The 22312-nt window shown below is 71.4% G+C and carries 22 protein-coding genes and 3 tRNA genes; 17 read left to right on the top strand and 8 right to left on the bottom strand.

Translation table 11 applies throughout. The annotated features are described in order from the left end of the window. Window positions 1–62: 62 nt before the first annotated feature. Entirely contained in the window at window positions 63–884 is an 822-nt protein-coding gene (locus AC1DE0_RS01450; protein WP_478096400.1) for an MBL fold metallo-hydrolase, read from the bottom strand. Window positions 885–949: 65 nt separating this feature from the next. Here AC1DE0_RS01450 and AC1DE0_RS01455 point away from each other — a divergent pair, with 65 nt between their 5' ends. The 7 genes from AC1DE0_RS01455 to AC1DE0_RS01485 all read left to right on the top strand — a co-directional run bounded on the left by AC1DE0_RS01455 (window position 950) and on the right by AC1DE0_RS01485 (window position 4737). Beyond that, window positions 950–1864 (top strand): hypothetical protein, encoded by a 915-nt coding sequence (locus tag AC1DE0_RS01455; RefSeq protein ID WP_478097727.1) that lies wholly within the window; start codon window positions 950–952, stop codon window positions 1862–1864. 165 nt (window positions 1865–2029) lie between these two features. Continuing rightward, window positions 2030–2102: transfer RNA gene (locus AC1DE0_RS01460), tRNA-Thr, on the top strand. A gap of 60 nt (window positions 2103–2162) precedes the next feature. Beyond that, window positions 2163–2239: transfer RNA gene (locus AC1DE0_RS01465), tRNA-Met, on the top strand. Window positions 2240–2402: 163 nt separating this feature from the next. Beyond that, the gene (gene rpmG / locus AC1DE0_RS01470; RefSeq protein WP_034801502.1) at window positions 2403–2573 is read left to right on the top strand and encodes a 50S ribosomal protein L33; all 171 of its coding nucleotides are present in this window, start codon (window positions 2403–2405) and stop codon (window positions 2571–2573) included. A gap of 154 nt (window positions 2574–2727) precedes the next feature. Beyond that, window positions 2728–3174, top strand: a complete 447-nt coding sequence (locus AC1DE0_RS01475) for an FAS1-like dehydratase domain-containing protein (protein ID WP_442290100.1) — start codon at window positions 2728–2730, stop codon at window positions 3172–3174. Then, on the top strand, window positions 3174–3647 hold the full coding sequence (locus tag AC1DE0_RS01480) for a MaoC/PaaZ C-terminal domain-containing protein (RefSeq protein WP_478096403.1): 474 nt from the start codon (window positions 3174–3176) through the stop codon (window positions 3645–3647). Before AC1DE0_RS01475 ends, AC1DE0_RS01480 begins: the two co-directional genes overlap by 1 nt. A gap of 16 nt (window positions 3648–3663) precedes the next feature. Continuing rightward, the gene (locus tag AC1DE0_RS01485) at window positions 3664–4737 is read left to right on the top strand and encodes a UDP-N-acetylmuramate dehydrogenase (protein WP_478096406.1); all 1074 of its coding nucleotides are present in this window, start codon (window positions 3664–3666) and stop codon (window positions 4735–4737) included. Between the two features lie 64 nt (window positions 4738–4801). Here the strand turns inward: AC1DE0_RS01485 and AC1DE0_RS01490 are convergent, their stop codons facing one another. The 4 genes from AC1DE0_RS01490 to AC1DE0_RS01505 form a co-directional block, all read right to left on the bottom strand. Continuing rightward, window positions 4802–5491 carry a hypothetical protein gene (locus AC1DE0_RS01490; protein ID WP_478096409.1) on the bottom strand — a complete coding sequence of 230 codons (690 nt, stop codon included), beginning with the start codon at window positions 5489–5491 and terminating at the stop codon, window positions 4802–4804. A gap of 142 nt (window positions 5492–5633) precedes the next feature. Beyond that, complete coding sequence (locus AC1DE0_RS01495; RefSeq protein WP_478096412.1) at window positions 5634–6719, bottom strand: adenosine deaminase; 1086 nt, start codon at window positions 6717–6719, stop codon at window positions 5634–5636. An 82-nt stretch (window positions 6720–6801) separates the two neighbouring features. Next, window positions 6802–7317 carry a DUF5709 domain-containing protein gene (locus tag AC1DE0_RS01500; RefSeq protein ID WP_478096414.1) on the bottom strand — a complete coding sequence of 172 codons (516 nt, stop codon included), beginning with the start codon at window positions 7315–7317 and terminating at the stop codon, window positions 6802–6804. Continuing rightward, the gene (locus AC1DE0_RS01505) at window positions 7314–8675 is read right to left on the bottom strand and encodes an aspartate aminotransferase type Ic (protein ID WP_478096416.1); all 1362 of its coding nucleotides are present in this window, start codon (window positions 8673–8675) and stop codon (window positions 7314–7316) included. Before AC1DE0_RS01505 ends, AC1DE0_RS01500 begins: the two co-directional genes overlap by 4 nt. 220 nt (window positions 8676–8895) lie before the next feature. Here AC1DE0_RS01505 and AC1DE0_RS01510 point away from each other — a divergent pair. The 7 genes from AC1DE0_RS01510 (at window position 8896) to AC1DE0_RS01540 (ending at window position 15378) form a co-directional block, all read left to right on the top strand. Beyond that, window positions 8896–8968 (top strand) — tRNA-Trp (locus AC1DE0_RS01510). Window positions 8969–9084: 116 nt separating this feature from the next. Beyond that, window positions 9085–9354, top strand: coding sequence for a preprotein translocase subunit SecE (gene secE, locus AC1DE0_RS01515; RefSeq protein WP_478096419.1), 270 nt, complete (start codon window positions 9085–9087; stop codon window positions 9352–9354). Window positions 9355–9434: 80 nt separating this feature from the next. Next, window positions 9435–10337, top strand: a complete 903-nt coding sequence (gene nusG, locus AC1DE0_RS01520) for a transcription termination/antitermination protein NusG (RefSeq protein ID WP_478097730.1) — start codon at window positions 9435–9437, stop codon at window positions 10335–10337. Window positions 10338–10431: 94 nt separating this feature from the next. Continuing rightward, the gene (gene rplK / locus AC1DE0_RS01525; RefSeq protein ID WP_030194100.1) at window positions 10432–10863 is read left to right on the top strand and encodes a 50S ribosomal protein L11; all 432 of its coding nucleotides are present in this window, start codon (window positions 10432–10434) and stop codon (window positions 10861–10863) included. 150 nt (window positions 10864–11013) lie between these two features. Beyond that, window positions 11014–11730 carry a 50S ribosomal protein L1 gene (gene rplA, locus AC1DE0_RS01530; protein WP_478096422.1) on the top strand — a complete coding sequence of 239 codons (717 nt, stop codon included), beginning with the start codon at window positions 11014–11016 and terminating at the stop codon, window positions 11728–11730. A gap of 310 nt (window positions 11731–12040) precedes the next feature. After that, window positions 12041–13912, top strand: a complete 1872-nt coding sequence (gene ggt, locus AC1DE0_RS01535; RefSeq protein WP_478096424.1) for a gamma-glutamyltransferase — start codon at window positions 12041–12043, stop codon at window positions 13910–13912. Between the two features lie 212 nt (window positions 13913–14124). Then, entirely contained in the window at window positions 14125–15378 is a 1254-nt protein-coding gene (locus AC1DE0_RS01540) for a choice-of-anchor P family protein (protein WP_478096426.1), read from the top strand. Between the two features lie 111 nt (window positions 15379–15489). Here the strand turns inward: AC1DE0_RS01540 and AC1DE0_RS01545 are convergent, their stop codons facing one another. Next, entirely contained in the window at window positions 15490–16419 is a 930-nt protein-coding gene (locus AC1DE0_RS01545; RefSeq protein ID WP_478096428.1) for a DUF3152 domain-containing protein, read from the bottom strand. A gap of 324 nt (window positions 16420–16743) precedes the next feature. On the opposite strand from AC1DE0_RS01545, the gene rplJ reads away from it, so the two are divergent. Together rplJ and rplL are read left to right on the top strand one after the other, a co-directional pair. After that, entirely contained in the window at window positions 16744–17358 is a 615-nt protein-coding gene (rplJ, locus tag AC1DE0_RS01550; RefSeq protein WP_478096430.1) for a 50S ribosomal protein L10, read from the top strand. A gap of 69 nt (window positions 17359–17427) precedes the next feature. Further along, window positions 17428–17814 carry a 50S ribosomal protein L7/L12 gene (rplL, locus tag AC1DE0_RS01555; protein WP_478096432.1) on the top strand — a complete coding sequence of 129 codons (387 nt, stop codon included), beginning with the start codon at window positions 17428–17430 and terminating at the stop codon, window positions 17812–17814. 438 nt (window positions 17815–18252) lie between these two features. Here rplL and AC1DE0_RS01560 read toward each other — a convergent pair whose 3' ends face one another. Together AC1DE0_RS01560 and AC1DE0_RS01565 are read right to left on the bottom strand one after the other, a co-directional pair. Then, window positions 18253–19380 (bottom strand): pyridoxal-phosphate-dependent aminotransferase family protein, encoded by a 1128-nt coding sequence (locus tag AC1DE0_RS01560; RefSeq protein WP_478096434.1) that lies wholly within the window; start codon window positions 19378–19380, stop codon window positions 18253–18255. Continuing rightward, complete coding sequence (locus AC1DE0_RS01565; RefSeq protein ID WP_478097733.1) at window positions 19380–20762, bottom strand: FAD-binding oxidoreductase; 1383 nt, start codon at window positions 20760–20762, stop codon at window positions 19380–19382. The genes AC1DE0_RS01560 and AC1DE0_RS01565 overlap by 1 nt, the downstream gene beginning before the upstream one ends. 64 nt (window positions 20763–20826) lie before the next feature. Here AC1DE0_RS01565 and AC1DE0_RS01570 point away from each other — a divergent pair, with 64 nt between their 5' ends. Next, window positions 20827–22311 (top strand): hypothetical protein, encoded by a 1485-nt coding sequence (locus tag AC1DE0_RS01570; protein ID WP_478096436.1) that lies wholly within the window; start codon window positions 20827–20829, stop codon window positions 22309–22311. Window position 22312 lies beyond the last annotated feature (1 nt).

The raw sequence follows: 22312 nt of genomic DNA on the forward strand, positions 1-22312 counted from the left end.
CCCCTGCACCTACCCGCTGCCGGGCGCTCCGGCACGAACCGGGCCCCATGTCGTGCCCGCCGTCAGGTGAGGTGGTCGAAGTCGCCACGCGTCCAGGCTGCGTGCCGGTCGGCCGAGAAGCGGACCACGGCCTTCGCCTCGCGCGGCACAACAGCGCCGAAGTTGTTGTAGAGCCGGTCGTAGTGCAGCCCTTCGAGCTGGGCGGCGATGCGCTGGACCACCTTGCCGGACAAGGGGATCCGGTTGGGATAGCTGCGGAGGAAGCTGACCGACCTCCGGTCGGGGTTCGGGAAGACGGCGTCGCCGGCGAGCAGCACGCCACGGCCCTCCGCGCCAGCCTGCCACTCGACGACGGCCTGGCCGCGGAAGTGACCCCCCACGCGGTGCAGGGTGAGGCCGGGTGCCACCTCGCGGGACTCGTCGTAGAGCTCGACGAGCGCGTCGTTGCGTCGCACCCACTCCGCGTCGCGTTCCGCGACGAGCACCGGCACCTCCCCGAGCGCCCGGGCCCACTCCGTCTGCACGCCGTACATGTGCGGGTGGCTCGCGGCCACGGCGAGGGTCGGCCCGAGCGACCTCACGAACTCGACCGCCTCGTCGTCGAGGTAGCCGACGCAGTCGAAGAGCAGGACGCCCTCCGGGGCGCGCACCACCATGGTCTGCTGCCCGATGCCGACGGCGGGGTCGGCGTGCAGCCCCCAGAGGTCGTGCTCGACGGGATCGATGGTGATGCGGGTGCCTGCCTCGCGCAGCTCCGCGACGGTCGTCCACCGCTGGCCCGACGCGGGCACCCACTGCCGGTCGTCCTCGCACACCTCGCACTCCGTCGGCGGCTCCGCCAGGTCATCGGTCTCGACGGCACAGGTCGCACAGATCCAGATCACCCGCCCAGCCTGCCCGGCTGCGCCGCGCCGCACCAGCAGGTTTGCGGGAGGATGCATCCGTGATCATGCACCTGCGCGCCGCTGTCGAGCAGCTGTATGCCGCCCCGCCGGCCCGCTTCACCCCGCTGCGTTCCGAGCTGGTGGCCGAGGCGAAGAAGGCCGGCGACAAGGACCTCGCCACGGCGATCGGCGCCCTCCGCAAGCCGACGGTGGCCGCGTGGGCCGTCAACCACTTCGTGCGCGAGCACGCCGACGAGCTCGAGGACTTCCGCGAGTTCGCCGAGCTGCTCCGCGAGGCCCAGCGCAGCCTCGATGCCGACCAGCTGCGGCTGCTGGGTCGTGAGCGGTCGAGGCGCGTCGACGCGCTGGCCGAGCGCATCGGGGCAGAGTCGGCGGAGGCCGGGCAGAAGCTCGGCGCCGGGGTGGCGCAGGAGGTCCGCGACACCCTGACGGCCGTGATCGCCGACGAGGATGCCGAGTCCTCCGTGCTCACCGGTTCGCTCGTGCGCTCCCTCAGCTACTCGGGCTTCGGCTCGGTCGACGTCGAGGACGTCGTGGCGCTCGGGGGTGACGACGGTGACGGTGGGACCGCCCGTCCGTCGCTGTCTGTCGTCCGGGGCGGCGCCGGCTCCAAGGGCAAGGGCGGCGAGGCCGACGACGGTGAGGACGGTGAGGACGCCGTCGACCTCGAGGAGCGGCGCCGGGCCAAGCGAGCCGCGGTGCGAGCCCGTCTCCAGTCAGCACTCGAGACGGCCCGCTCCGAGCTGCGCACCGCCGACCGGCAGGTCGCCGTCCTCACCGCGCGCCACGAGGAGGTGACCGAGGGCATCGCCGACCTGGAGCGGCGGCTCGCCACGGCCCGCGGGCGGCTCGAGAAGGTCACCGGCGAGCTCGAGGACGCGACCGGCATACGCGATCGCCGTGAGACGGAGGAGGAGGCCGCGCAGCAGGCCCTCGCCGACCACGACGCGGAGGGCTGACCTGCCCTGGTGCGGGGGAGCCGAGGCCGGGGCGGCGCCCTGCCCGCGGGCCGTGCGCACGTGCCCTGCCCGATTTCGTATCCACGGCTGCGACCGTGTAGTCTCGCCGTCGCACAGCAGGTCGACCCGGGCCCGTCGTCACGACGGTTCCACGACGTCGGCCGTGCCCCAATAGCTCAGTCGGCAGAGCGTTTCCATGGTAAGGAAAAGGTCTAGGGTTCGATTCCCTATTGGGGCTCTGGTCGGCCGGTCCCGGCCTCTCGCAGCATCGCGACGAGGTCCGGGCACGGCAGCCCATGGCGGGGTAGCTCAGCTGGTTAGAGCGCACGACTCATAATCGTGAGGTCGCGGGATCGAGCCCCGCTCCCGCTACCACTTCCACGCGCACCGACGTCGATTTCTCCAATCGCCGGGGTGTCGCGTAGCCTAGGACGTCGCGCCTGCGTGTCACCCGGGAGCCCGGAACGCGTGACGCGCCGCGCGACACCCGTCGCAAGACGACAGATCACCCCGTACGTTCCCGAAAGAGCAGGTTGCCGTGGCCAGCAAGAGCACCGACGTCCGTCCCAAGATCACGATGGCGTGCGTGGACTGCAAGGACCGCAACTACATCACGAAGAAGAACCGTCGGAACAACCCCGACCGTCTCGCGATGAACAAGTTCTGCCCGAAGTGCGGCAAGCACACGGAGCACCGCGAGACCCGCTGACCCAGCGGCTCGACGTCCACGCTCCCTCGGCCCTCGGCCGGGGGAGCGTCGTCGTTCCCGAACGGCTCGCCAGTCGGGTCCGGTCGGGTCCGGCCGGTCCGGCCGGGCCGAGACGCGCTGAGCCCGTGACCCCGCCGGTCGGTAGGGTGCCCGTATGCCGGTGAACGCAGACTTCCAGGGGCGGGTCTACCCGCCCACCGAGACCTACCGGGTCAGTGCCGCCAAGATCCGCGAGTTCGCCGAGGCCGTCGGCTCGGCCGACCCCGTCCACGTCGACGCCGAGGTCGCCCGGGCGCGCGGCTACGCCGACGTCATCGCGCCACCCACGTTCGCCGTGCTCATCGCCCAGCAGTGCGACGCGCAGCTGATCGCCGACCCCGAGGCCGGCATCGACTTCTCGCGGGTCGTCCACGGCGAGCAGCGCTTCACCCACCACCGCCCGCTCACGGCCGGCGACGCCGTCATCGGCACGCTCCACGTCGACGCGGTGCGCGAGGCCGGGGGCCACGCGATGGTGACGACACGCACCGAGCTCGCCACCGAGCAGGGTGAGGCCGTCTGCACGGCCACGTCGACGATCGTCATCCGAGGAGGCGAGTGATGAGCACCCAGCCCACGACATCCACGACATCCGCCACCCCCGCGCCCACAGCGGTGCGGGCGTTCGACAGCGTCGCCGCCGGTGACGCGCTCCCGCCCGTGACCGTGCACGTCGACCGGGCCCGCCTCGTGCAGTACGCCGGGGCGTCGTTGGACCGCAACCGGATCCACTGGGACGAGCCGTTCGCCAAGAAGGTGGGCCTGCCCGACGTCATCGCCCACGGCATGTTCACGATGGGCTCGGCCGTCACCGTCGTGACCGACTGGGTGGGCGACGCCGGCCGCGTCGTCGAGTACGGCGTGCGCTTCACCCGCCCCGTGGTCGTGCCCTACGACACCGGCGCCGACGTCGAGGTCTCCGGCGTCGTGAAGTCCGTCGACCCCGAGACCAAGCGGGTCACGGTCGAGCTGACCGCCATCGCGGCCGGCGAGAAGGTCCTGGGCCGCGCCCTGGCCGTCGCCCGGCTCGACTGAGACGTCAGGTCCACACGTGCGCGAGGATCACGACGTCCCCCTCTCGACCCTGACGACGATGCGCGTCGGGGGTCCTGCGGCCCGGCTCGTCACCGTCGAGACGATCGACGAGCTCGTCGACGCCGTGCGCGAGGTCGACGACGCCGACGAGCCGTTGCTCGTCCTGTCAGGCGGGTCGAACCTCGTCGTGTCCGACGACGGCTTCCAGGGCACGGTCGTGCACGTCGCCACGAGCGGTGTCACGCCGGAGTCGGCCGACGCGTGCGGGGGAGCGATGGTGCGCGTCGCGGCCGGCGAGGTCTGGGACGACGTCGTCGAGCGGGCCGTGGCGGAGGGCTGGGCGGGGGTCGAGGCGCTCAGCGGCATCCCCGGCCGCGCCGGCGCCACCCCCATCCAGAACGTCGGCGCCTACGGCCAGGACATCTCGCAGACCGTTGCGCACGTGCGCACGTGGGACCGCCAGGAGCAGGCCGTCCGCACCTTCATGAGCTCGGACTGCGCCTTCACCTACCGTCACTCACGCTTCAAGGGCAACGCGCGCTACGTCGTGCTCGACGTGCTCTTCCAGTTCGAGCTCGCCAACCTCAGCCGCCCGATCGCGTATGCCGCCCTGGCCAAGGGTCTCGACGTCCCTCTGGGCGCGCGCGTGCCCCTCGAGGACGCCCGCGAGGCCGTGCTGCAGCAGCGACGGTCCCGCGGCATGGTGCTCGACGACGCCGACCCCGACACCTGGTCGTGCGGGTCGTTCTTCACCAACCCGATCCTCAGCAGGCAGCAGTTCGACGCCCTCGTCGAGCGGGTCGGCGAGCGGCTCGGGTGGGAGGGGCCGACGCCTCCCCGGTTCGCCGAGCCCGACGGCCGCGTCAAGACGAGCGCGGCGTGGCTCATCGAGCACGCCGGGTTCGGCAAGGGATTCGGGCTCCCCGCCCCGGCGGCCCTGTCGACCAAGCACACCCTCGCGGTCACCAACCGTGGCGGCGCCACGGCGGGCGACGTCGTCGCTCTCGCACGCCAGGTCCGCGACGGCGTCCGTGACGCCTTCGGCGTCACCCTCGTCAACGAGCCGGTGCTGCTCGGCCTCGACCTCTGACGGCCGGCACAACGGCGCCGCGAGATAGCGCCATGGTGCTACCTCGCGGCGCTACCTCGTGGCGCTACTTAGTGAGGACGACGTTGAACGACTTCGCCGGCAGCTTCTTGCCGGTCGTGCTGACCTGGTAGGCCGGACGGTTGAAGCCGAGCTTCAGCGCGCTCGTCGTGCCGCGGTCGACCTTGAAGAACACCCAGCCGGCGGTGGTCTGGGACCGCTTGGCGGGCTTCAGCACGGTGGCGCCCCAGCGCTTGGTGAACTCTGACGTGGGCACGACCGACTGTGCGGGGCTGGCGGCCACGAGGGAGAGCATCGAGGAGTCGACCGAGGCGGAGTAGCGGCTGCCCGCCTTCAGGGTCACCCACACGCCGACGATCTCGAACTGCTTGGCCCCGACCGGCTGTCCGGAGGGCCACGAGAGGTTGCGCACCAGCCGCCGGGCGGTGATGGTGTGCCCGAGCTCGGGGTCCTTCAGGGTGGCCGTGATCGTCTTCGTCACCATCTTGTCGACCGGCGCGGCCGCGTCCGAGGTGGTGCTGGGGGGCGCCGTCGCGGGGCTCGTCGACGTCGCGGCGGCTTCCGTCGTCGACGACGTGACACCGGCGGGCGCCGTCGGGTCGGCGGTCACCGGGGACTCGCCGCTGCAGGCCGCCAGGGCGACGACAGGGGCGAGCAGGCCGACGACCGAAAGGCGTCGCAGGCGGTCGCCCGAGGCGGTCGTGGGGCGGGCGAGGGCGGCGGCAGAAGTCTTCATCTCCCGCCCAGCATGACCGGGCGCACCGACCCTGAGCAAACTCGGTGCGCCGACGTGGACGGTGCAGTGCAGCGGCCGGTGGGTGATTTTGCCCCGGTGTGCCCGGCTCCTCGGTGTGGCCCGAGTCACGCCATGTGGCGGGTCAGGCCGGCTCGGTGGCCAACCCGCGGTCACCCGCAACGGTCGGGGTGGTGACGTCGTGCTCGGGGCGCGCGAGCCACCCGTCGACGTCGGCCATGGCGGCTGCGCGCAGCCGGGACGGCATCCGGCTGCCTTCGAGGGACCCGCGCGCGAGGTCGGCCAGCCCCTTGTCGTCGAACCCGAGGTCACGGGCCGCGGCATACTGCGCCGCCAGCCGCGACCCGAACAGCAGGGGGTCGTCGGCGCCGAGGGCCACCGGGATGCCCGAGTCGACGATGCGACGCAGCGGCACTTCGGTGGGGTCGGCATAGACGCCGAGGGCGACGTTGCTGCCTGGGCACACCTCGAGGGTGACGCCGGCCTCGGCGACCGCGTCGAGCACCTGCGGGTCCTCGACGCTGCGCACGCCGTGGCCGATGCGGTCGGGGTCGAGGTGCTCGAGGGTCTCCATCACCGACTGTGCCCCGAGCAGCTCGCCGCCGTGCGGCACCAGGGCGAGCCCGGCCCGTCGGGCGATGGCGAAGGCCGGCGCGAAGTCGGCGACCACGCCGCGCCGTTCGTCGTTCGAGAGCCCGAACCCGACGACCTCGCCCGCCCCGTCGCCGGCGTGGTGCGCCGCCAGCCGGGCGAGCGTGCGGGCCTCCAGGGGGTGGCGCATCCGGCTCGCCGCGACGACGACGCCGACGCCGGTGCGGCCCTCGGACGACACGGCCCGGGCCTCGTCGAGGACGATCTCCAGAGCCGGCGTGATGCCCCCGACGAAGGGCGCGTAGGACGTCGGGTCCACCTGGATCTCGAGCCATCGCGAGCCCTCGGCCGCGTCGTCCTCGGCGGCCTCGCGCACGATGCGGCGCATGTCGCTCTCGCTGCGCACGCAGGAGCGGGCGGCGTCGTAGAGCCGCTGGAACCGGAACCAGCCGCGCTCGTCGGTGGCCCGTGCGAGCTTCGGCGGCCATCCGGATGCGAGCGCGTCGGGAAGCCGGATGCCGTGCGCGGAAGCCAGGTCGCGCACCGTGTCGATGCGCATCGAGCCGGTGAAGTGCAGGTGCAGGTGGGCCTTGGGGAGGTCCTCCACCGAGCGCGTCATGCGGGCCAGTGTGTCACCCGCTGCTGCGGCCGGCCGGGCAGCCTGAGTCAGCGACGCGGCCTACCTGGTGCATGGCGCGAGATCAGTCCTCGTCGGGCTCGTCGGCGATCTCGTCGACGACGTGCATGGCGGCCTCCTCGGCCGAAGCGCCCGCGCCGTCGACGCCCACGTCGCTGGCCCAGGCCTGCTTCTCCTCGTCGTCGTGCGCGCCCTCGTCATCGGCCACGAGACGGCCCGCGCGGGCGTCGCCGACCTCGCGGTCGCCGAGCCAGTCGTCCTCGGCGTCGATGGAGTCGGGGTCGTCGCCGCCGATGCGGTCGTCGTCGAGGCCGCTCTCGTTGTCGGGCCGGCCGTAGGCCGAGCTGGGATCGGGCTCCTCCTGCAGGATGCGCTCGTCGATCGTCTCGTCGATCGACTCCTCGTAGGCCGTCGTGCCGTGGGCATTGACACCCTGCGGACGGTCGTTGGGGGAGTAGCCGCGGTCGAGGACGTCGTCGAGCTCGCCGTCCTCGAGGGTGTCCTCGGGCTGGAGCTGGTCCTCGTCGTCGACGCTGTAGCTGGTGAGGTCGTCGTCGATGTTCTCGTTGGCTTCGCTCATCGGGCTGCTCCTTCGGTGGCCGGCTCGGTCGGCGCCGCGGCGGCGTCGCTCCCGTCCCCTACCCCGGCGGACCGGTCGGCGGTCACCTTCTCGGCGGCGGCGAGGGCGACGCAGGTCGCCACGCCGGCCATGGCCGTGCGCACCTCGTCGAGAACCGGGAACGTCGGGGCGAGGCGGATGTTGCGGTCGCGTGGGTCGTGCCCGAGCGGGAAGGACGCGCCGGCCGGGGTCAGCGCGATGCCGGCCTCCTTGGCCAGGGCCACGACCTGCGACGCCGTGCCGTCGAGCACGTCGAGGTTGACGAAGTAGCCACCGGTGGGCCGCGTCCACTCGGCGACCTCGAGGCCGTCGAGCCCCTCGGTGAGGGCCTGGTCGACCGCCGCGAACTTCGGGGCGATGATCTCGCGGTGCCCGCGCATGTGTGCGCGAACGCCGTCGGCGTCCTTGAAGAACTCGATGTGCCGCAGGTGGTTGACCTTGTCGGGTCCGATCGAGCTCATCGACAGGTGCTTGAGGTACCACTTCACGTTGGCCTCGCTGGCCGCCAGCACGGCGACCCCGGCGCCGGCGAACGTGATCTTCGACGTCGAGGCGAACATGATCGGGCGGTTCGGGTGGCCCGACGCAGCCGCGAGCGTGAGGATGTCGGCGCTCTTGGCCTCGTCCTCGGTGAGGTGGTGGAAGGCGTACGCGTTGTCCCAGAAGATCGTGAAGTCGGGTGCCGCTGTCGGCATCGCCGCGAGTCGGGCCGCGATCTCCTGCGAGACGACGGCGCCGGACGGGTTGGCGTAGGTGGGCACGATCCAGATGCCCTTGATGCTCGGGTCGTCCTTGACGAGAGCCTCGACCGCAGCGATGTCGGGGCCGTCGTCGTGCATGTCGACGGTGACCATCTCGATGCCGAACGAGGCCAGCATCGAGAAGTGCCGGTCGTAGCCGGGGACGGGGCAGACGAAACGGACCTTCTCCTCCTGCGACCACGGCCGCGGGGAGTCGACGCCGCCGAAGAGCAGGAAGTCGACGATCGTGCTGTACATCATCGTCAGGCTCGAGTTGCCGCCGGCGACGACCTGCGCGGGCTCGACCCACAGCAGCTCGGCGAACATCTCGCGCAGCTCGGCCAGGCCCTCGAGACCGCCGTAGTTGCGCACGTCGACGCCGGCCCGGTCCTTCGTCGTCGACGGCAGTGCGAGCAACGCATCCGAGAGGTCGAGCTGCGCGGCCGACGGCTTGCCCCGCGTCAGGTCCAGCTTGAGCCCGCGGGCCTGCAGGCCGGCATAGGCTTCACGCTGCTCGGCGAGGAAGCCGGCCAGGTCGTCGTCGGACAGGGACGCGAGGGCGGTGCGCGGGTTCGTCACCCTCCCGATCCTGCCACTCGGGCGTGCTCCCGAGGAGCGCGGTCCGTATGCCGGGTGGTGCCGTCACCGGGACCCCCTGGACGTGGACGCGGCGCGGCCGGGGGGCTGTCGGCGCTCGGTTCGCGTTGCGGTCCGATCGTCCCGTATGATCGACCCTCGGACGGCTTCGCTGGCCATGCTGACGCATGCCGTCCCGCCGCGACCCCCACGGTCTCGGCGAAGGGCAATAGCTCAATTGGTAGAGCACTGGTCTCCAAAACCAGCGGTTGTGGGTTCGAGTCCCTCTTGCCCTGCGCATCCCCAGTGATGTGGTCGTCGTGCAAGGCGGCACGCGGCTCTCGCTCAGGCGTGGACACCCCACGGTCCCGGGCGCTGTCGCGGGCCAGTACCCAGGCAGAAAGAAGGAATCGTGACGGAGACGAGCGCCAAGCGCGGGTCCGGCCGGGCTGACAAGGCCCGTGGCGGCAACCCGGTGTCGCGGTTCCTCGGCGCGATCAGCCTCTTTGTTCGCCAGATCCTCGACGAGCTGCGCAAGGTCGTGCGGCCCACGGGCCCCGAGCTCGTGCGCTACACCACCGTGGTGGTCGTGTTCGTCGTGATCATGATGGCTCTCGTGTCGGGGCTCGACTTCGGTCTGAGCAAGCTGATCTCGTGGGCCTTCACCGGCTCGACGAGCTGACGCGCGGGCTCGCCGCCCGCCCCGGGATGTCACCACCAGCCGCCATCGGCTGGTCCACGAGCAAGGAAGTAGGTCAGAGCGTGTCCGAGCAGTTCGCCCACGAGGGTGCCCCGAACGGCGACAGCACCGGGACCGACGTCGTCGACCCCGCGGCCCCGTCCGACGAGCTCTCGGCCTCCGACGTCGCGTCGGGTGCTGAGGACGCCGAGGCCACCGACGCGAGTGTCGACGACGCGTCTGACGCCGACGAGGCCGCTGACCACTCCGACGACCCCACGGACGAGGACGACGAAGCCGGCGAGCCGAGCGACGAGCTCGACTCCGACGACGACTCCGACGACGACTCCGAGGCCACCCCGGCTGCCACCGGCAGCGGCGACCCCGTCGCCGACTTCAAGGCCGACCTGCGCAGCCGCTTCGGCGACTGGTTCGTCATCCACTCCTACGCCGGCTACGAGAACCGCGTGAAGGCGAACCTCGAGACGCGCATCCAGACCCTCAACATGGAGGACTTCATCTTCGAGATCGAGGTCCCCATGGAGGAGGTCACCGAGATCAAGAACGGCCAGAAGAAGCAGGTCCGCCGCGTCCGGATGCCCGGATACGTCCTCGTCCGCATGGACCTCACCGACGAGAGCTGGGGCGCCGTCCGCCACACGCCCGGTGTGACCGGCTTCGTCGGCAACGCGCACCAGCCGGTGCCGCTGTCGATCGACGAGGTCTTCACGATGCTCGCCCCGACCTTCGAGGCGGCCGCGGGCGCCGACGGCTCGGCGGCGTCGAAGTCCAGCGCCCCCAAGGACGTCCGCGTCGTCGACTTCGAGGTCGGCGAGTCCGTCACCGTCATGGAGGGGCCCTTCGAGACCCTTCCCGCCACGATCTCCGAGATCAACGCCGACACGCAGAAGCTCAAGGTGCTCGTCTCGATCTTCGGCCGGGAGACCCCGGTCGAGCTCTCCTTCGCCCAGGTCGCCAAGATCTGAGCAAGGTCCCACCACGTTCGGTGCGGCATCCCGCACCGGCATGCAACCGGGTCATCGCCCACGGCGTCGGCCACAACGCAGAAGGTAGGCAACCATGCCCCCCAAGAAGAAGGTCTCCGGCTTCATCAAGCTGCAGATCCAGGCCGGACAGGCCACCCCCGCCCCGCCCGTCGGCCCGGCCCTCGGTCAGCACGGCGTCAACATCATGGAGTTCGTCAAGGCGTACAACGCCGCGACGGAGTCCCAGCGCGGCAACGTCATCCCGGTCGAGATCACGGTCTACGAGGACCGCTCGTTCACCTTCGTGACGAAGACCCCGCCGGCCGCCGAGCTCATCAAGAAGGCCGCCGGCGTCGCCAAGGGTTCCGGCGAGCCGCACAAGACCAAGGTCGCCAAGCTCTCGCGTGACCAGGTCCTCGAGATCGCTCGCCAGAAGATGGAAGACCTCAACGCCAACGACGAGGAGATGGCGGCGCGCATCATCGCCGGCACCGCTCGCTCGATGGGCATCGACACCGAGCTCTGACGAGCCCGGGTCACCAGAACCTCGGGACGCCCGCCCTCCTCGTGAGGGCGGGCACCCCCGAACCGGGGCACACGGCATACGGCCGTGAAGCCCCCGTGGGAGACCAGCGCACGGTCGCACCACGACTCCACGAAGAAAGCAGGAGCAGTCATGAAGCGCAGCAAGAACTACCGCGCCGCAGCCGAGCTCGTCACGCCGGGCAAGGTCTACGCCCCGCTCGAGGCCGTCCGCGTCGCCAAGAAGACCGCGAAGGCCAAGTACGACGAGACCGTCGAGGTCGCCATGCGTCTCGGCGTCGACCCCCGCAAGGCCGACCAGGCCGTCCGCGGCACGGTCAACCTGCCGCACGGCACGGGCAAGACCGCCCGCGTCCTCGTCTTCGCCAACGGTGACAAGGCCGAGGCCGCCCGCGAGGCCGGCGCCGACCACGTCGGCTCCGACGACCTCCTCGAGAAGGTCCAGGGCGGCTGGCTCGACTTCGACGCCGTCGTCGCCACCCCTGACCTCATGGGCAAGGTCGGTCGTCTCGGCAAGGTGCTCGGCCCGCGTGGCCTCATGCCCAACCCGAAGACCGGCACCGTGACGATGGACGTCGCCAAGGCCGTCGCCGACATCAAGGGCGGCAAGATCGAGTTCCGCGTCGACAAGCACGCGAACCTCCACTTCATCATCGGCAAGGCGTCCTTCGACGAGACCAAGCTCGTCGAGAACTACGCCGCCGCCCTCGAGGAGATCCTGCGTCTGAAGCCGGCCAGCTCCAAGGGCCGCTACATCGAGAAGGCCACCGTCTCCACGACGATGGGCCCGGGCATCCCGCTCGACTTCTCCAAGACGCGCAACCTCCTCGTCGAGGAGGACCAGGCCTGATCGCCTGACCCACGCAGTCGAGAGCCCGTCACCCCACTGGGGTGGCGGGCTCTCGAGCGTCGACGGGCGTATGCCGGCACGCTCGCTTCCATGGCAACGTGCCCGTCGCCGATGCGGCTCACGACCACCGACCCCGCTCGCTTGAGCTCCCTCACCACAGCGCTCCCTTCCTGATCGAGAGAACACTCCGTCACTCGACCATGGCGGGACCGCGCTCACCTTCTCGATCGAGAGAACACTGCGTCACGTCGTCGGGGATCGGGTGGGTGCTCGGCGCGATCTGCGGCGTTCGCCCGGGTACGGTCGAAAGATGAGTCGTCACAGCGCACGCACAACGACACGTTCCCGATGGGTCCTCGGCGCCCTCGTCGTCGGCCTCCCGCTCGCCCTCCTGCCAGCCACGGCCGGTGCCCAGCCGACGGTGGTGCCCGCGCCACAGCGCGACCACGGCCGGCACGGCAACCCGACGCCGCTGCCCAAGTCCCCGCTCATGGTCGGTTCCGGGGGCGCGGTCACCTCCGTCGACCGCGACGCCTCGCAGGTCGGCATCGACGTGCTCGCCCGGGGCGGCAACGCCGCGGACGCCGCCGTCGCGACAGCCGCTGCCCTCGGCGTCACCGAGCCCTACAGCGCCGGCATCGGCGGTGGCGGCTTCCTCGTCTACTACGACGCACGCGCCAGGAAGGTCAGCACCATCGACGGCCGGGAGACCGCGCCGATGTCCTTCACCGACAAGGCGTTCATCGACCCGGCCACCGGCCAGCCCTACGCCTTCGCCACCGCCGTGAACTCCGGCCTCTCGGTCGGGGTCCCGGGCACGCCCGCACTGTGGGCCAAGGCGCTGCGCGACCACGGCACCATCTCCTTCAACGAAGCGCTCAAGCCGGCCGAGCGGCTCGCCGCCAAGGGGTTCGTCGTCGACCAGACCTTCCACGACCAGACGGCACAGAACGCCACTCGGTTCTCGAGGTTCCCGGCGACGGCGCAGGTGTTCCTGCGCAACGGCCAGGCGCCGGCCGTCGGCTCGACCTTCACCAACCCCGACATGGCCAGGGCCTACCGCACGCTGCGGACCCAGGGGACGGACGTGCTCTACCGTGGCCGCCTCGGTGAGGCGATCGTCCGCGAGTCCAACGCCCCGCACACCGTGCCGGGCCAGGAGGTCATGGGCGGGAAGCTGACGCTGCGCGACCTGGCCTCCTACCGCGCGCTGACGAAGGCGCCGATCCACTCGCAGTACGAGGGCCTCGACGTCTACGGCATGCCGGTTCCCAGCTCGGGCGGCATCGCCGTCGCCGAGATCCTCAACCTCATGAAGGCCTACGAGAACCGCACGGGCACCAAGACGTCCGCGCTCTCCGACGTGGACTACCTGCACCGGTTCTCCGAGGCGTCGGCCACGGCGTTCGCCGACCGAAACCGCTACGTCGGCGACGTGCCCGGTGTCCCCGTCGATGAGCTGACGAGCCGAGGCTTCGCCGCCGAGCGCGCCTGCCTCTTCGACCCGGCCAAGGCCTACTCGCCGCGGCCGATCCCGCCGGGCATCCCCGACGGCTCCTACACCTCGTGCGCCACCGCACCCGCGTCGTCACAGCCCAGCGAGGGGCAGTCGACCACCCACCTGACCGTGGCCGACCGGTGGGGGAACGTGGCGTCCTACACCCTCACCATCGAGCAGACGGGTGGCTCGGGGATCACGGTGCCTGGCTACGGCTTCCTGCTCAACAACGAGCTGACCGACTTCAACTTCGCCCCGACCCAGGGCGAGGCCCCCGACCCGAACCTCCCGGGCCCCGGCAAGCGGCCGCGGTCGTCGATGAGCCCGACGATCCTGCTTCAGGACGGTCGTCCCTACCTGGCCGTCGGCTCGCCCGGCGGCGCCACGATCATCACGTCGGTGTCGCAGACGATCCTCGGCTACCTCGACCGTGAACTGTCACTGGTCGACGCCATCGCGGCCCCGCGGCTCTCCTCCCGCAACGGCGCGGCGGAGGACGCCGAGCCGGCGTTCCTTGCGAGCCCCGCCGCGGCCGGGTTGCGCGCCCTCGGGCACGTGCTCAGGGACGCTGGTGAGATCGGCGCAGTGACGGCGATCCGGAGCCTCGGTGGCAACCGCTTCGAGGCGGCGGCCGAGACGGTGCGGCGCGGGGGCGGCTCGGCGATGGTCGTCCATCCCCGCTGACCGCCCCGGTCACCGGGGATGGAAAGGAGACCGTTCCCACCGGGGACGGCCTCCTTCGGTGTGAGTCCGGCTGCGGGATCGGTGCGACGTGCGGAGTGCGCATATCACGCAAATAGTCGATGTGTCGCATAACACACTGGTGCGGACCCTCGTTTTCTGTGCACATCGGTCAGGGGATCGATGGCAGGGCATCGATGACAGGGAGCTCGACAATGAACAGGAAACTCACGGCGATCCTCGTCGGTGCGGCCATCTCGGGGATGGCCGCGCCTCTCACTGCCGCTCCGGCGACTGCGGCCACGCCGCTGCTCGGGGCCAGCGCCTCCGCCTACGGCAGCTACGTCGTGGTCGGGGGCGTCGTCCGTTCCGGCCCGACGGCATACGCCGGGATCAGCTGCACCACGGTGTTCGGGAGGTCCACCGCCGGATCCGCCGCGGCTGGCGATGTTCCTGCCGGTTGGGTCGGCGCCACCCGCACCAGCGCGACGACGACGCAGAGCCCGACCGGTCACTCGAGCCGGGCGTCGTCGACGACCTCGGGGGTGAACCTCCTCAAGGGGCTCGTCCACGCCGACAACGTGACCTCGACGAGTGCCGCCTCACGCAGCACCGCCGGGGCTCTCACTGGCTCGAACACATCCCAGCTCGTCGGGCTCAAGGTCGGCGGCCGGTCGGTCAACAGCGTCCCCGCCCCGAATTCGGCCATCACCCTGCGTTCGTCGGGCTGGGCGGCCTTCGCGACGGTCTACCTCAACCAGCAGTCCAGGTCGGTCGTCGGCAATGAGCTGCGGGTCGCCACCACGGCCCTGCGGGTCGTCGTCACAGGGTCGAACGCGCTCGGTCTTCCCATCGGCTCACGCATGGACGTCGGCGTGTCCCGCGCGACGCTGACGGGTCCCGTGAGCGGGCTCGTCGGTGGGTTCGGCTTTGCGACGTCCGCGAGCTACCCCGACGGCGCTGCGTCATCGAGCCGCACCGCCCTGGCCGGCGTGCCGTGCACCGGCGGTTCGGGTCAGGCGACCCTCGCGACAGCCACCGTCCCCACGTTGGTCTCGACCGGCACGACCTCCACCGACGTTCTCTCCAAGCTGACCTCGACCGTGCGCAGCTCCTGGGCGCGGAACACGATCACGGCCCCGCGGGTGCTCGGCGGCCTGATCAGCGCTGAGTCGATCGTCGCCGAGACCTCGGCGCGGCAGGCCGGCCCCGGCGGCGCTCCCGTTTACGCCGACGCGTCCAGGTTCGTGGGGCTGCGCATCCCGGGCGTCCCGGCCATCTCGTCGTCGGTCCCGCCCAACACCGTGCTGACCGTCCCCGGCGTAGGCAAGGTCACGCTGCACAAGGTGGTGCGCACCTCGAAGTCCATCGAGGTGGTCATGCTCGAGATCGTGACCGACCGCGTCCGGGGCAGTCTCCCGACGGGTTCCGTGGTGCGTGTCGGATCGTCCGTGACCTCATTGCTCTGAGATCCGCCGAGACGGGGCAGGGCAGGCTGGTCGTGACCATCGTCGCGACGAGCCTGCCCGCTCGGCCGCGTGCTCGCCCCGGGACGGTGCGGTGACAGGTCAGGAAGGCAGTCAGGCGGGCTTGGTCGTGGGCCACGGCCACGCTGTGCAGCCCTTGAGGCCGTAGGTCTGCTGCATCATGACGGGCGCCACCTTGCCCGGGCCGCCACAGTACGCGTGGGCGTGGCCGATGCCGTGGCCCACCTCGTGGTTGACGAGGTAGGTGCGGTAGGCGGCGATGTCGGTGCCGTAGGCCTCGGCGCCCAGCACCCAGCGTCGCAGGTTGAGCACGACCCGCCCGGAGTTGTGGCAGCTCACCTCACCTCGGGTCTCGAGCGGGGCGCACAGCTTGTCGGTGGTGTTCGGGCTCGCGAGGGTGATGCGCAGGTCGATGCCTGCACCCCTCGCCGCAGCGGCCGGCGCCACGTTGACGAACCGGACGTCGTCCTTGGTCTGCCAGCCGCGGGGGTCGGTGAGCACGGTGCCGACGACGGTGGCCAGCTGTTCGCCGGACACGTCCAGCCCGCCCTCGAGCTCGACGGTGTAGCGCACTGTGCGGCCGCTGGCCGGGGTGGGGCGAAGAGCCTTGGCGGGCATCGCGACGACCGTGAAGCGTCCGGTGCCGGACTCGATGACGTTGCCCTTGGCGTCCTTGCCGTCGTTGAGGGTGGCGCCCCCGGCCGTGGCACCGGCGTCGCCCTGGGCTGCAGTGCCTGGTGTCTCGCCGGCGGCGGAGCCTCCGACGGGGGAGCCGACCTGTGAGTCGGGCACACGCTCGACCTGGTCGACGGCGATGGAGGGCGCCGTACCCGCCGCGAACGACAACCGGTCGATGCGGAGCAGCCCCGCCTCCGGCACGGGCTCGCGGGCTCCCGCGCCGCTCACCGACCACACGTCGCCGGCGATGCAGAGCACGACGACCAGACCGGCCCACGTGCGTCGACGGCGGATGGCCTGCCGTTGAGCCGGGGTGGGCCGGCGTTCCACGCTGCCTCGCGCCATGTGGCTCACGCTAGGTCACCTACCCGCCCTAGGCAGGGAGCGCACCCGGGACGCGCGGGAGAGCGGGCCAGGGCCATGCCGATTTGGTCGTGGGGGGCGCACCCCGTACTCTGGTCAACGACCAATGACCGCCGGTTGGAGGCGTGGGCAACCACGATCTCTCGAAGGTCCCGCACGATGCGGGCAGCCAGCGCAGGACACTCAGCCTCACGGCATACGTCGAGTATGCCGCCTCGAGCCCCGAGCGCCCTGCGCCGGGGCTCTTCTCGTGCAGGCCCTACGGGCCCCTTCACCGGCGGCACCACGCAAGGGAAGGAGGCCCAGATGGCGAACGCCGAGAAGAGCGCAGCCATTGCCGAGATCGCGGACAAGTTCCGTGAGTCCGGTGCGGCCGTTCTCACCGAGTACCGCGGCCTGACCGTGAAGCAGCTCACCGAGCTGCGCAACTCGATCCGAGAGCACGCCACCTACGCCGTGGTCAAGAACACGCTCACGGAGCGCGCCGCGCAGGAGGCCGGGATCTCGGCCTTCGACGGCCACCTCCAGGGCCCGTCGGCCATCGCCTTCGTCACCGGTGACCCGGTCGAAGCGGCCAAGGGTCTGCGTGACTTCGCCAAGGCACACCCCCTCCTCGTGATCAAGGCCGGCGTCCTCGACGGCAAGGCCTTGTCCCCCGAGGAGATCACGAAGCTCGCGGACCTCGAGTCCCGCGAGGTTCTCCTGGCCAAGCTTGCGGGGGCCATGAAGGGCTCCCTCACCAAGGCCGCCTACCTCTTCGTCGCACCTCTGTCGCAGACGGCCCGCGTGGTCGACGCCCTGCGCCAGAAGGTCGAGGCGCAGGGTCCCGCCACGCCGGCTGCCGCCGACGAGGCTCCCGCCACGGAGGCTCCGGCCGCCGAGGCAACCACCGACGTCGCCGAGGGTGGCGACGAGAGCTGATTGCGCTCCTGCGCTCCAGCTCGATTCAACAACACGCCACTCACGGCAATATCTAGGAAGGAAGCCACCATGGCGAAGCTCAGCACCGTCGAGCTCCTTGACGCTTTCAAGGAGATGACCCTCATCGAGCTCTCTGAGTTCGTGAAGCAGTTCGAGGAGACCTTCGAGGTCACCGCTGCTGCCCCCGTTGCCGCCGCTCCCGCGGCTGCCGGTGGCGGCGCTGCCGCCGTCGAGGAGGAGGAGAAGGACTCGTTCGACGTCGTTCTCACCGCCGCCGGCGAGAAGAAGATCCAGGTCATCAAGGAGGTCCGCGCGCTCACGAGCCTCGGTCTCAAGGAGGCCAAGGACCTCGTGGACGGCGCCCCCAAGCCCGTTCTCGAGGGTGTCGACAAGGCTGCGGCCGAGAAGGCCAAGGAGCAGCTCGAGGGCGCCGGCGCGTCCGTCGAGCTCAAGTGATCTGACCCGGCTCTGCCGGGATCACTGCTTCACCGCGAAGGCGGGTCCGACCACACGGTCGGGCCCGCCTTTTCGTTTGCCCACCGTGCCCGGTCGAGTGCTCACTTCCCGACGGCCCCTCCCCGTCGAGTGCTCACTTCCCGACGGTCCCTCCCCGTCGAGTGCTCACTTCCCGACGGCCCCTCCCCGTCGAGTGCTCAGTTCCCGACGGCCCCTCCCCGTCGAGTGCTCAGTTCCCGACGGACGCGGGGCGTGACGGCGGTCGCGGCGTGGAGCGTCGGTGGCCGTTCCAGCCCACCCGCTCCTTGCGTATGCCGCATGGCCGCCGCCGATGCCGCTCCCACCGCCACGCCCCGCGCCCTCTGTGGGCACTGTGGGTCGAGGCGATTCGTCGCGTCCTGGCGCGACCGCATACCTCCTCCGACGGAGGGCTCCGACTCAGGCGGCGTGGGTCAGGGCGTCCTTCAGGGCCGCGAGCACGAGGGCGACGCGGTCGCGGCGGGCGTTGTGGCCCATCAGGCCGATGCGCCAGACCGTCGAGGCGAACTCACCGACGCCCGCGCCGATCTCGATGTCGTGCCGCTCGAGCAGGTAGCCCCGCACGGCCGCCGAGTCGACCCCGTCTGGCACGCGCACCGTCGTCAGCTCGGGCAGGCGCCAGCCCTCGGACGCAAAGAGCTCGAGCCCCATTTCCTGCAGGCCGTCCTGCAGGAGTCGTCCGGCCTCGGCGTGGCGGTCCCAGACCTTTTCGAGTCCCTCGTCGGCGATGCGACGAAGTCCGGCGTGCAGGCTCGCGACCATCGCCGTCGGTGCGGTGTGGTGGTAGGTGCGCTTGCCGGCGCCTGAGGCCTCGCCGACGTAGCCGCCCAGCAGGCCGAGGTCGAGGTACCACGACGACGGCTTCTCCACGCGCCGCGCGAAGGCGTGGTCGCTGATGGTGAACGGCGCGAGGCCGGGGGCGACGCCGAGGCACTTCTGCGTGCCGGCGTAGCCGATGTCGATGCCCCACTCGTCGGCGCGCAGCTCGATGCCGCCGATGCTCGTCACGGCGTCGACGAGCAGCAGGGCATCACCCTTGACTGCGCCGAGCGCGGCGATGTCGGAGCGGACACCGGTCGAGGTCTCGGCATGGACGGCCGCGATGATCTTCGGTGACGGGTGGGCGGCGGCCACGCGCTCGGCATCGACGGGCGTGCCCCACTCGTGGTCGACCCGGACCACCTCGGCGCCGTGGCGTCCCGCCACGTCGACCATGCGCTCGCCGAAGAGCCCGTTGACGGCGACCACGACGACGTCGCCGGGGGAGACGGTGTTGACGAAGGCGGCTTCCATGCCGGCCGACCCCGTCGCCGAGAGCGGCAGCGTACGCCGGTTGCCGGTGCCCCACACGTAGCGGAGCAGGTCGCACGTCTCGTCCATGATCGCCAGGAAGTCGGGGTCGAGGTGCCCGAGCAGGGGCGCGGCCAGAGCGAGCGTCGCCTCGGGGTAGGGGTTGCAGGGGCCCGGCCCGAAGAGGTGACGCTCGGCGACGGGACGGGACGCGGTGGTCGGGGGCGTGGTCGTCATCAGAAGGCTGCTCCGGGGTTGAGGATGCCCTGCGGGTCGAGGGCGTTCTTGATGCGGTGGGTGAGGGCCATGACATCGGGGCCCAGTTGCTCGGGGAGGGCAGCGCGCTTGAGGCGACCGACCCCGTGCTCGCCGGTAATGGTGCCGCCGAGGCTGATCGCGAGGCTCATCACCTCCGAGAACGCCTGTGCCGCACGCTCCTTCGCGTCGGCATCGCCGGGTGGGTGCACGACGATCGGGTGCGTGTTGCCGTCGCCGGCGTGCGCCACGACCGGGATCTCGACCTCACGCCGTGCCGCGATGGCCGCGATGCCAGTGAGCAGCTCGGGCAGCCGCGGCACGGGCACCCCGACGTCCTCGAGCATGATGGCGCCGCGGCGCTCGATGGCGACGATCGCCGACCGCCGGGCGGCGACGAACATCGCTCCCTCGTCGGAGTCGGTCGTCGAGAAGCACTCGCGGGCGCCGCCGGCCGTGCAGATGCGCTCCATCTCGGCGATCTCCTCGCCGCGCGCAGCACCCGGGGCGTCGGACTGCGCGAGCAGCATCGCGCCGGCCGTGCGGTCGAGCCCCATGCTGCGATGGTCCTCGACGGCGTTGATGGAGGCCTGGTCCATGAGCTCCATCATCGACGCGCGCATGCTCGCCCCGATGGCGACGACCACGCGGGCGGCCGCCTCGACGTCGTCGAAGGTGGCGACCAGCGTCGCCGGAGGAGCCTGGGCCGGCACGAGCCGCAGCGTCGCGCGAGTCACGATGCCCAGCGTGCCCTCGCTGCCGACGAAGAGCTTGACGAGCGAGAGGCCGGCGGTGTCCTTGACCCGCTGGCCGCCCAGGTGCACGAGCGTGCCGTCGGCGAGCACGACGTCGAGGCCGAGCACGTAGTCCGTGGTCACGCCGTACTTCACGCAGCACAGGCCGCCGGCATTGGTGGCGACGTTGCCGCCGATCGAGCAGATCTCGTAGGACGACGGGTCGGGTGGATACCAGAGGCCGTACTGCGCCGCGGCTCGCTTCACCTCTGCGTTGAGGGCGCCGGCCTCGACGACGGCGGTGCGCGTCGCGGGGTCGATCTCGAGCGCCCGCATCCGCTCGAGGCTCAGCACGATGCAACCGTCGATCGCGTTGGCGCCACCGGACAGTCCGCTGCCGGCGCCACGAGGCACGACAGGTATGCCGTGAGCCCCGGCCCAGCGCACCGTGGCCTGCACGTCCTTCGCGGTCTCCGCCCGGACCACGGCGAGCGGCATACCTGCGCCGGCGTCAGCGGTGTAGTCGAAGCGGTAGGCCGCCAGGCTGTCGGGCTCGGTCAGCAGGGCGCCGGTCGCCAGGGTGTCTGCGAGGTCACCCAGGGCCGGGCGGTCCGGAGCGTCCTTGCTCACTGTCGTCACCGACCCACCGTAACCACGGGCCGCTGGGTGTCGCGCGCTCGGGCAGGGTGGGCCGATGCGCGTGCGCCACGAACCGGCCGGCTGGTCCTGCCCCTTCTGCAACCTGCTGGCCGGGATCACGAACGCCGACAGCGCCGCCGACGACATCGTCGCCAGTGAAGGCCTCGTCTTCGCGCGAATCGGCCCGAAGTGGTGGCCGGCGAACCCGGGCGCCGTTCTCGTGGTGCCGACAGCCCACCACGAGAACCTCTACGGCCTCCCGAGCGAGGTGCGCGTAACGCAGCAGCGCCGGACCGCGGCTGCGGACGAACTCCTCGAACGATGCCTCCACGGACTGCCTCTCGCTGGGGGTGCCGGCCCTTGTACCGGCACCTCGACACCTCGACGCATCGACACCCCGGATGTGCTGCACCGGCGCCCCACGGATTCCGGTGGACGTCCGGGTAGGTTTGCCCGCATGGGATGGCTGTCGCGCACCTTCGGCTCCGGCGATGACACCCCGGCGTCCGCGCCGGGCAACCCGCCAGCGAACCCGGACGCGTCGGCGCCCCAGTCTGGACCGCCCGTCCCCGTCGCGCCCCAGCTCGTTGCGCCCCTGCCCGTCGCCGACGCGCCCTCGGGCACGCCCACGCCGACGCCGTCCGGGCGCTACGGCCCGCTCGTCTCCGTCACGCACTTCGACACGGCGCCGCCCGAGCTCGAGTGGCAGCTCCCCCTGAACGGTGAGCTCTACCGGCTCATGCCCGGATCCGACCGGCCCGACTACTCGCTCTTCGTGCTCGAGCGGCCGGTGCACTTCTACCCCGCCGACGGTTTCGACCTCGGTCGGGTCGAGGCGGAGCAGCGGGTCGAGGACCGCAAGGGCCGCCCGATGGTCCGGGTGCACGCGCTGCTCCTGTGTGCCCGCTTCGTCGGCCAGCAGCTTCACCCTGGCATGAAGGACCTCGCCGTCAACCTCGCCTACGTCATCGACAACTCGCTCGCGCGCGACGCGGAGGTCGACTTCGGCAAGATCGAGTTCGCCGCCATCGGCTTCCTGAGCGAGGGGCACACGCCCCGACCCGGCGCAGACAACCCCGCCGACACCCCGGCTGACACGGCAGCGGAAGGCCCGGCTGACGCCACGCCCGGCACGACGGCCGCGTATGCCGCCGACCCAGCCCAGCCGCATACGGCCGCCGACGCGACCGGCGGGGAGGAAGGCTCCCCTGCGAATGGGGGAGGGGTCGACGCCGGCGCCGTGGCAGGGGTGCTCGACGAGGTCGCCGCAGTGCTGCGCCAGGGGATCGAGGCCCAGCGTGGCGTGCCCGTCCAGCGCATGACGGCGGCGCTGACCGTCGACGCGGCCCACCGGCTCACCGGCCTGTCGGGCAACGCCGACGGCCAGGCGCCGGTGCCGACGCCGGAGACGTTCGCCCGGCTGGCCGATGTGCTCGCGCGCCTCGGCGCGGCCGGCGGCCAGGGCGACGCCGGAGTCGCGTCGTTCACCGTGCGCGTCGACGGCGACAGCGTCAGCCACGAGGTCACCGCCACCCACTGAG

Source organism: Terrabacter sp. 05T424, assembly GCF_056396225.1.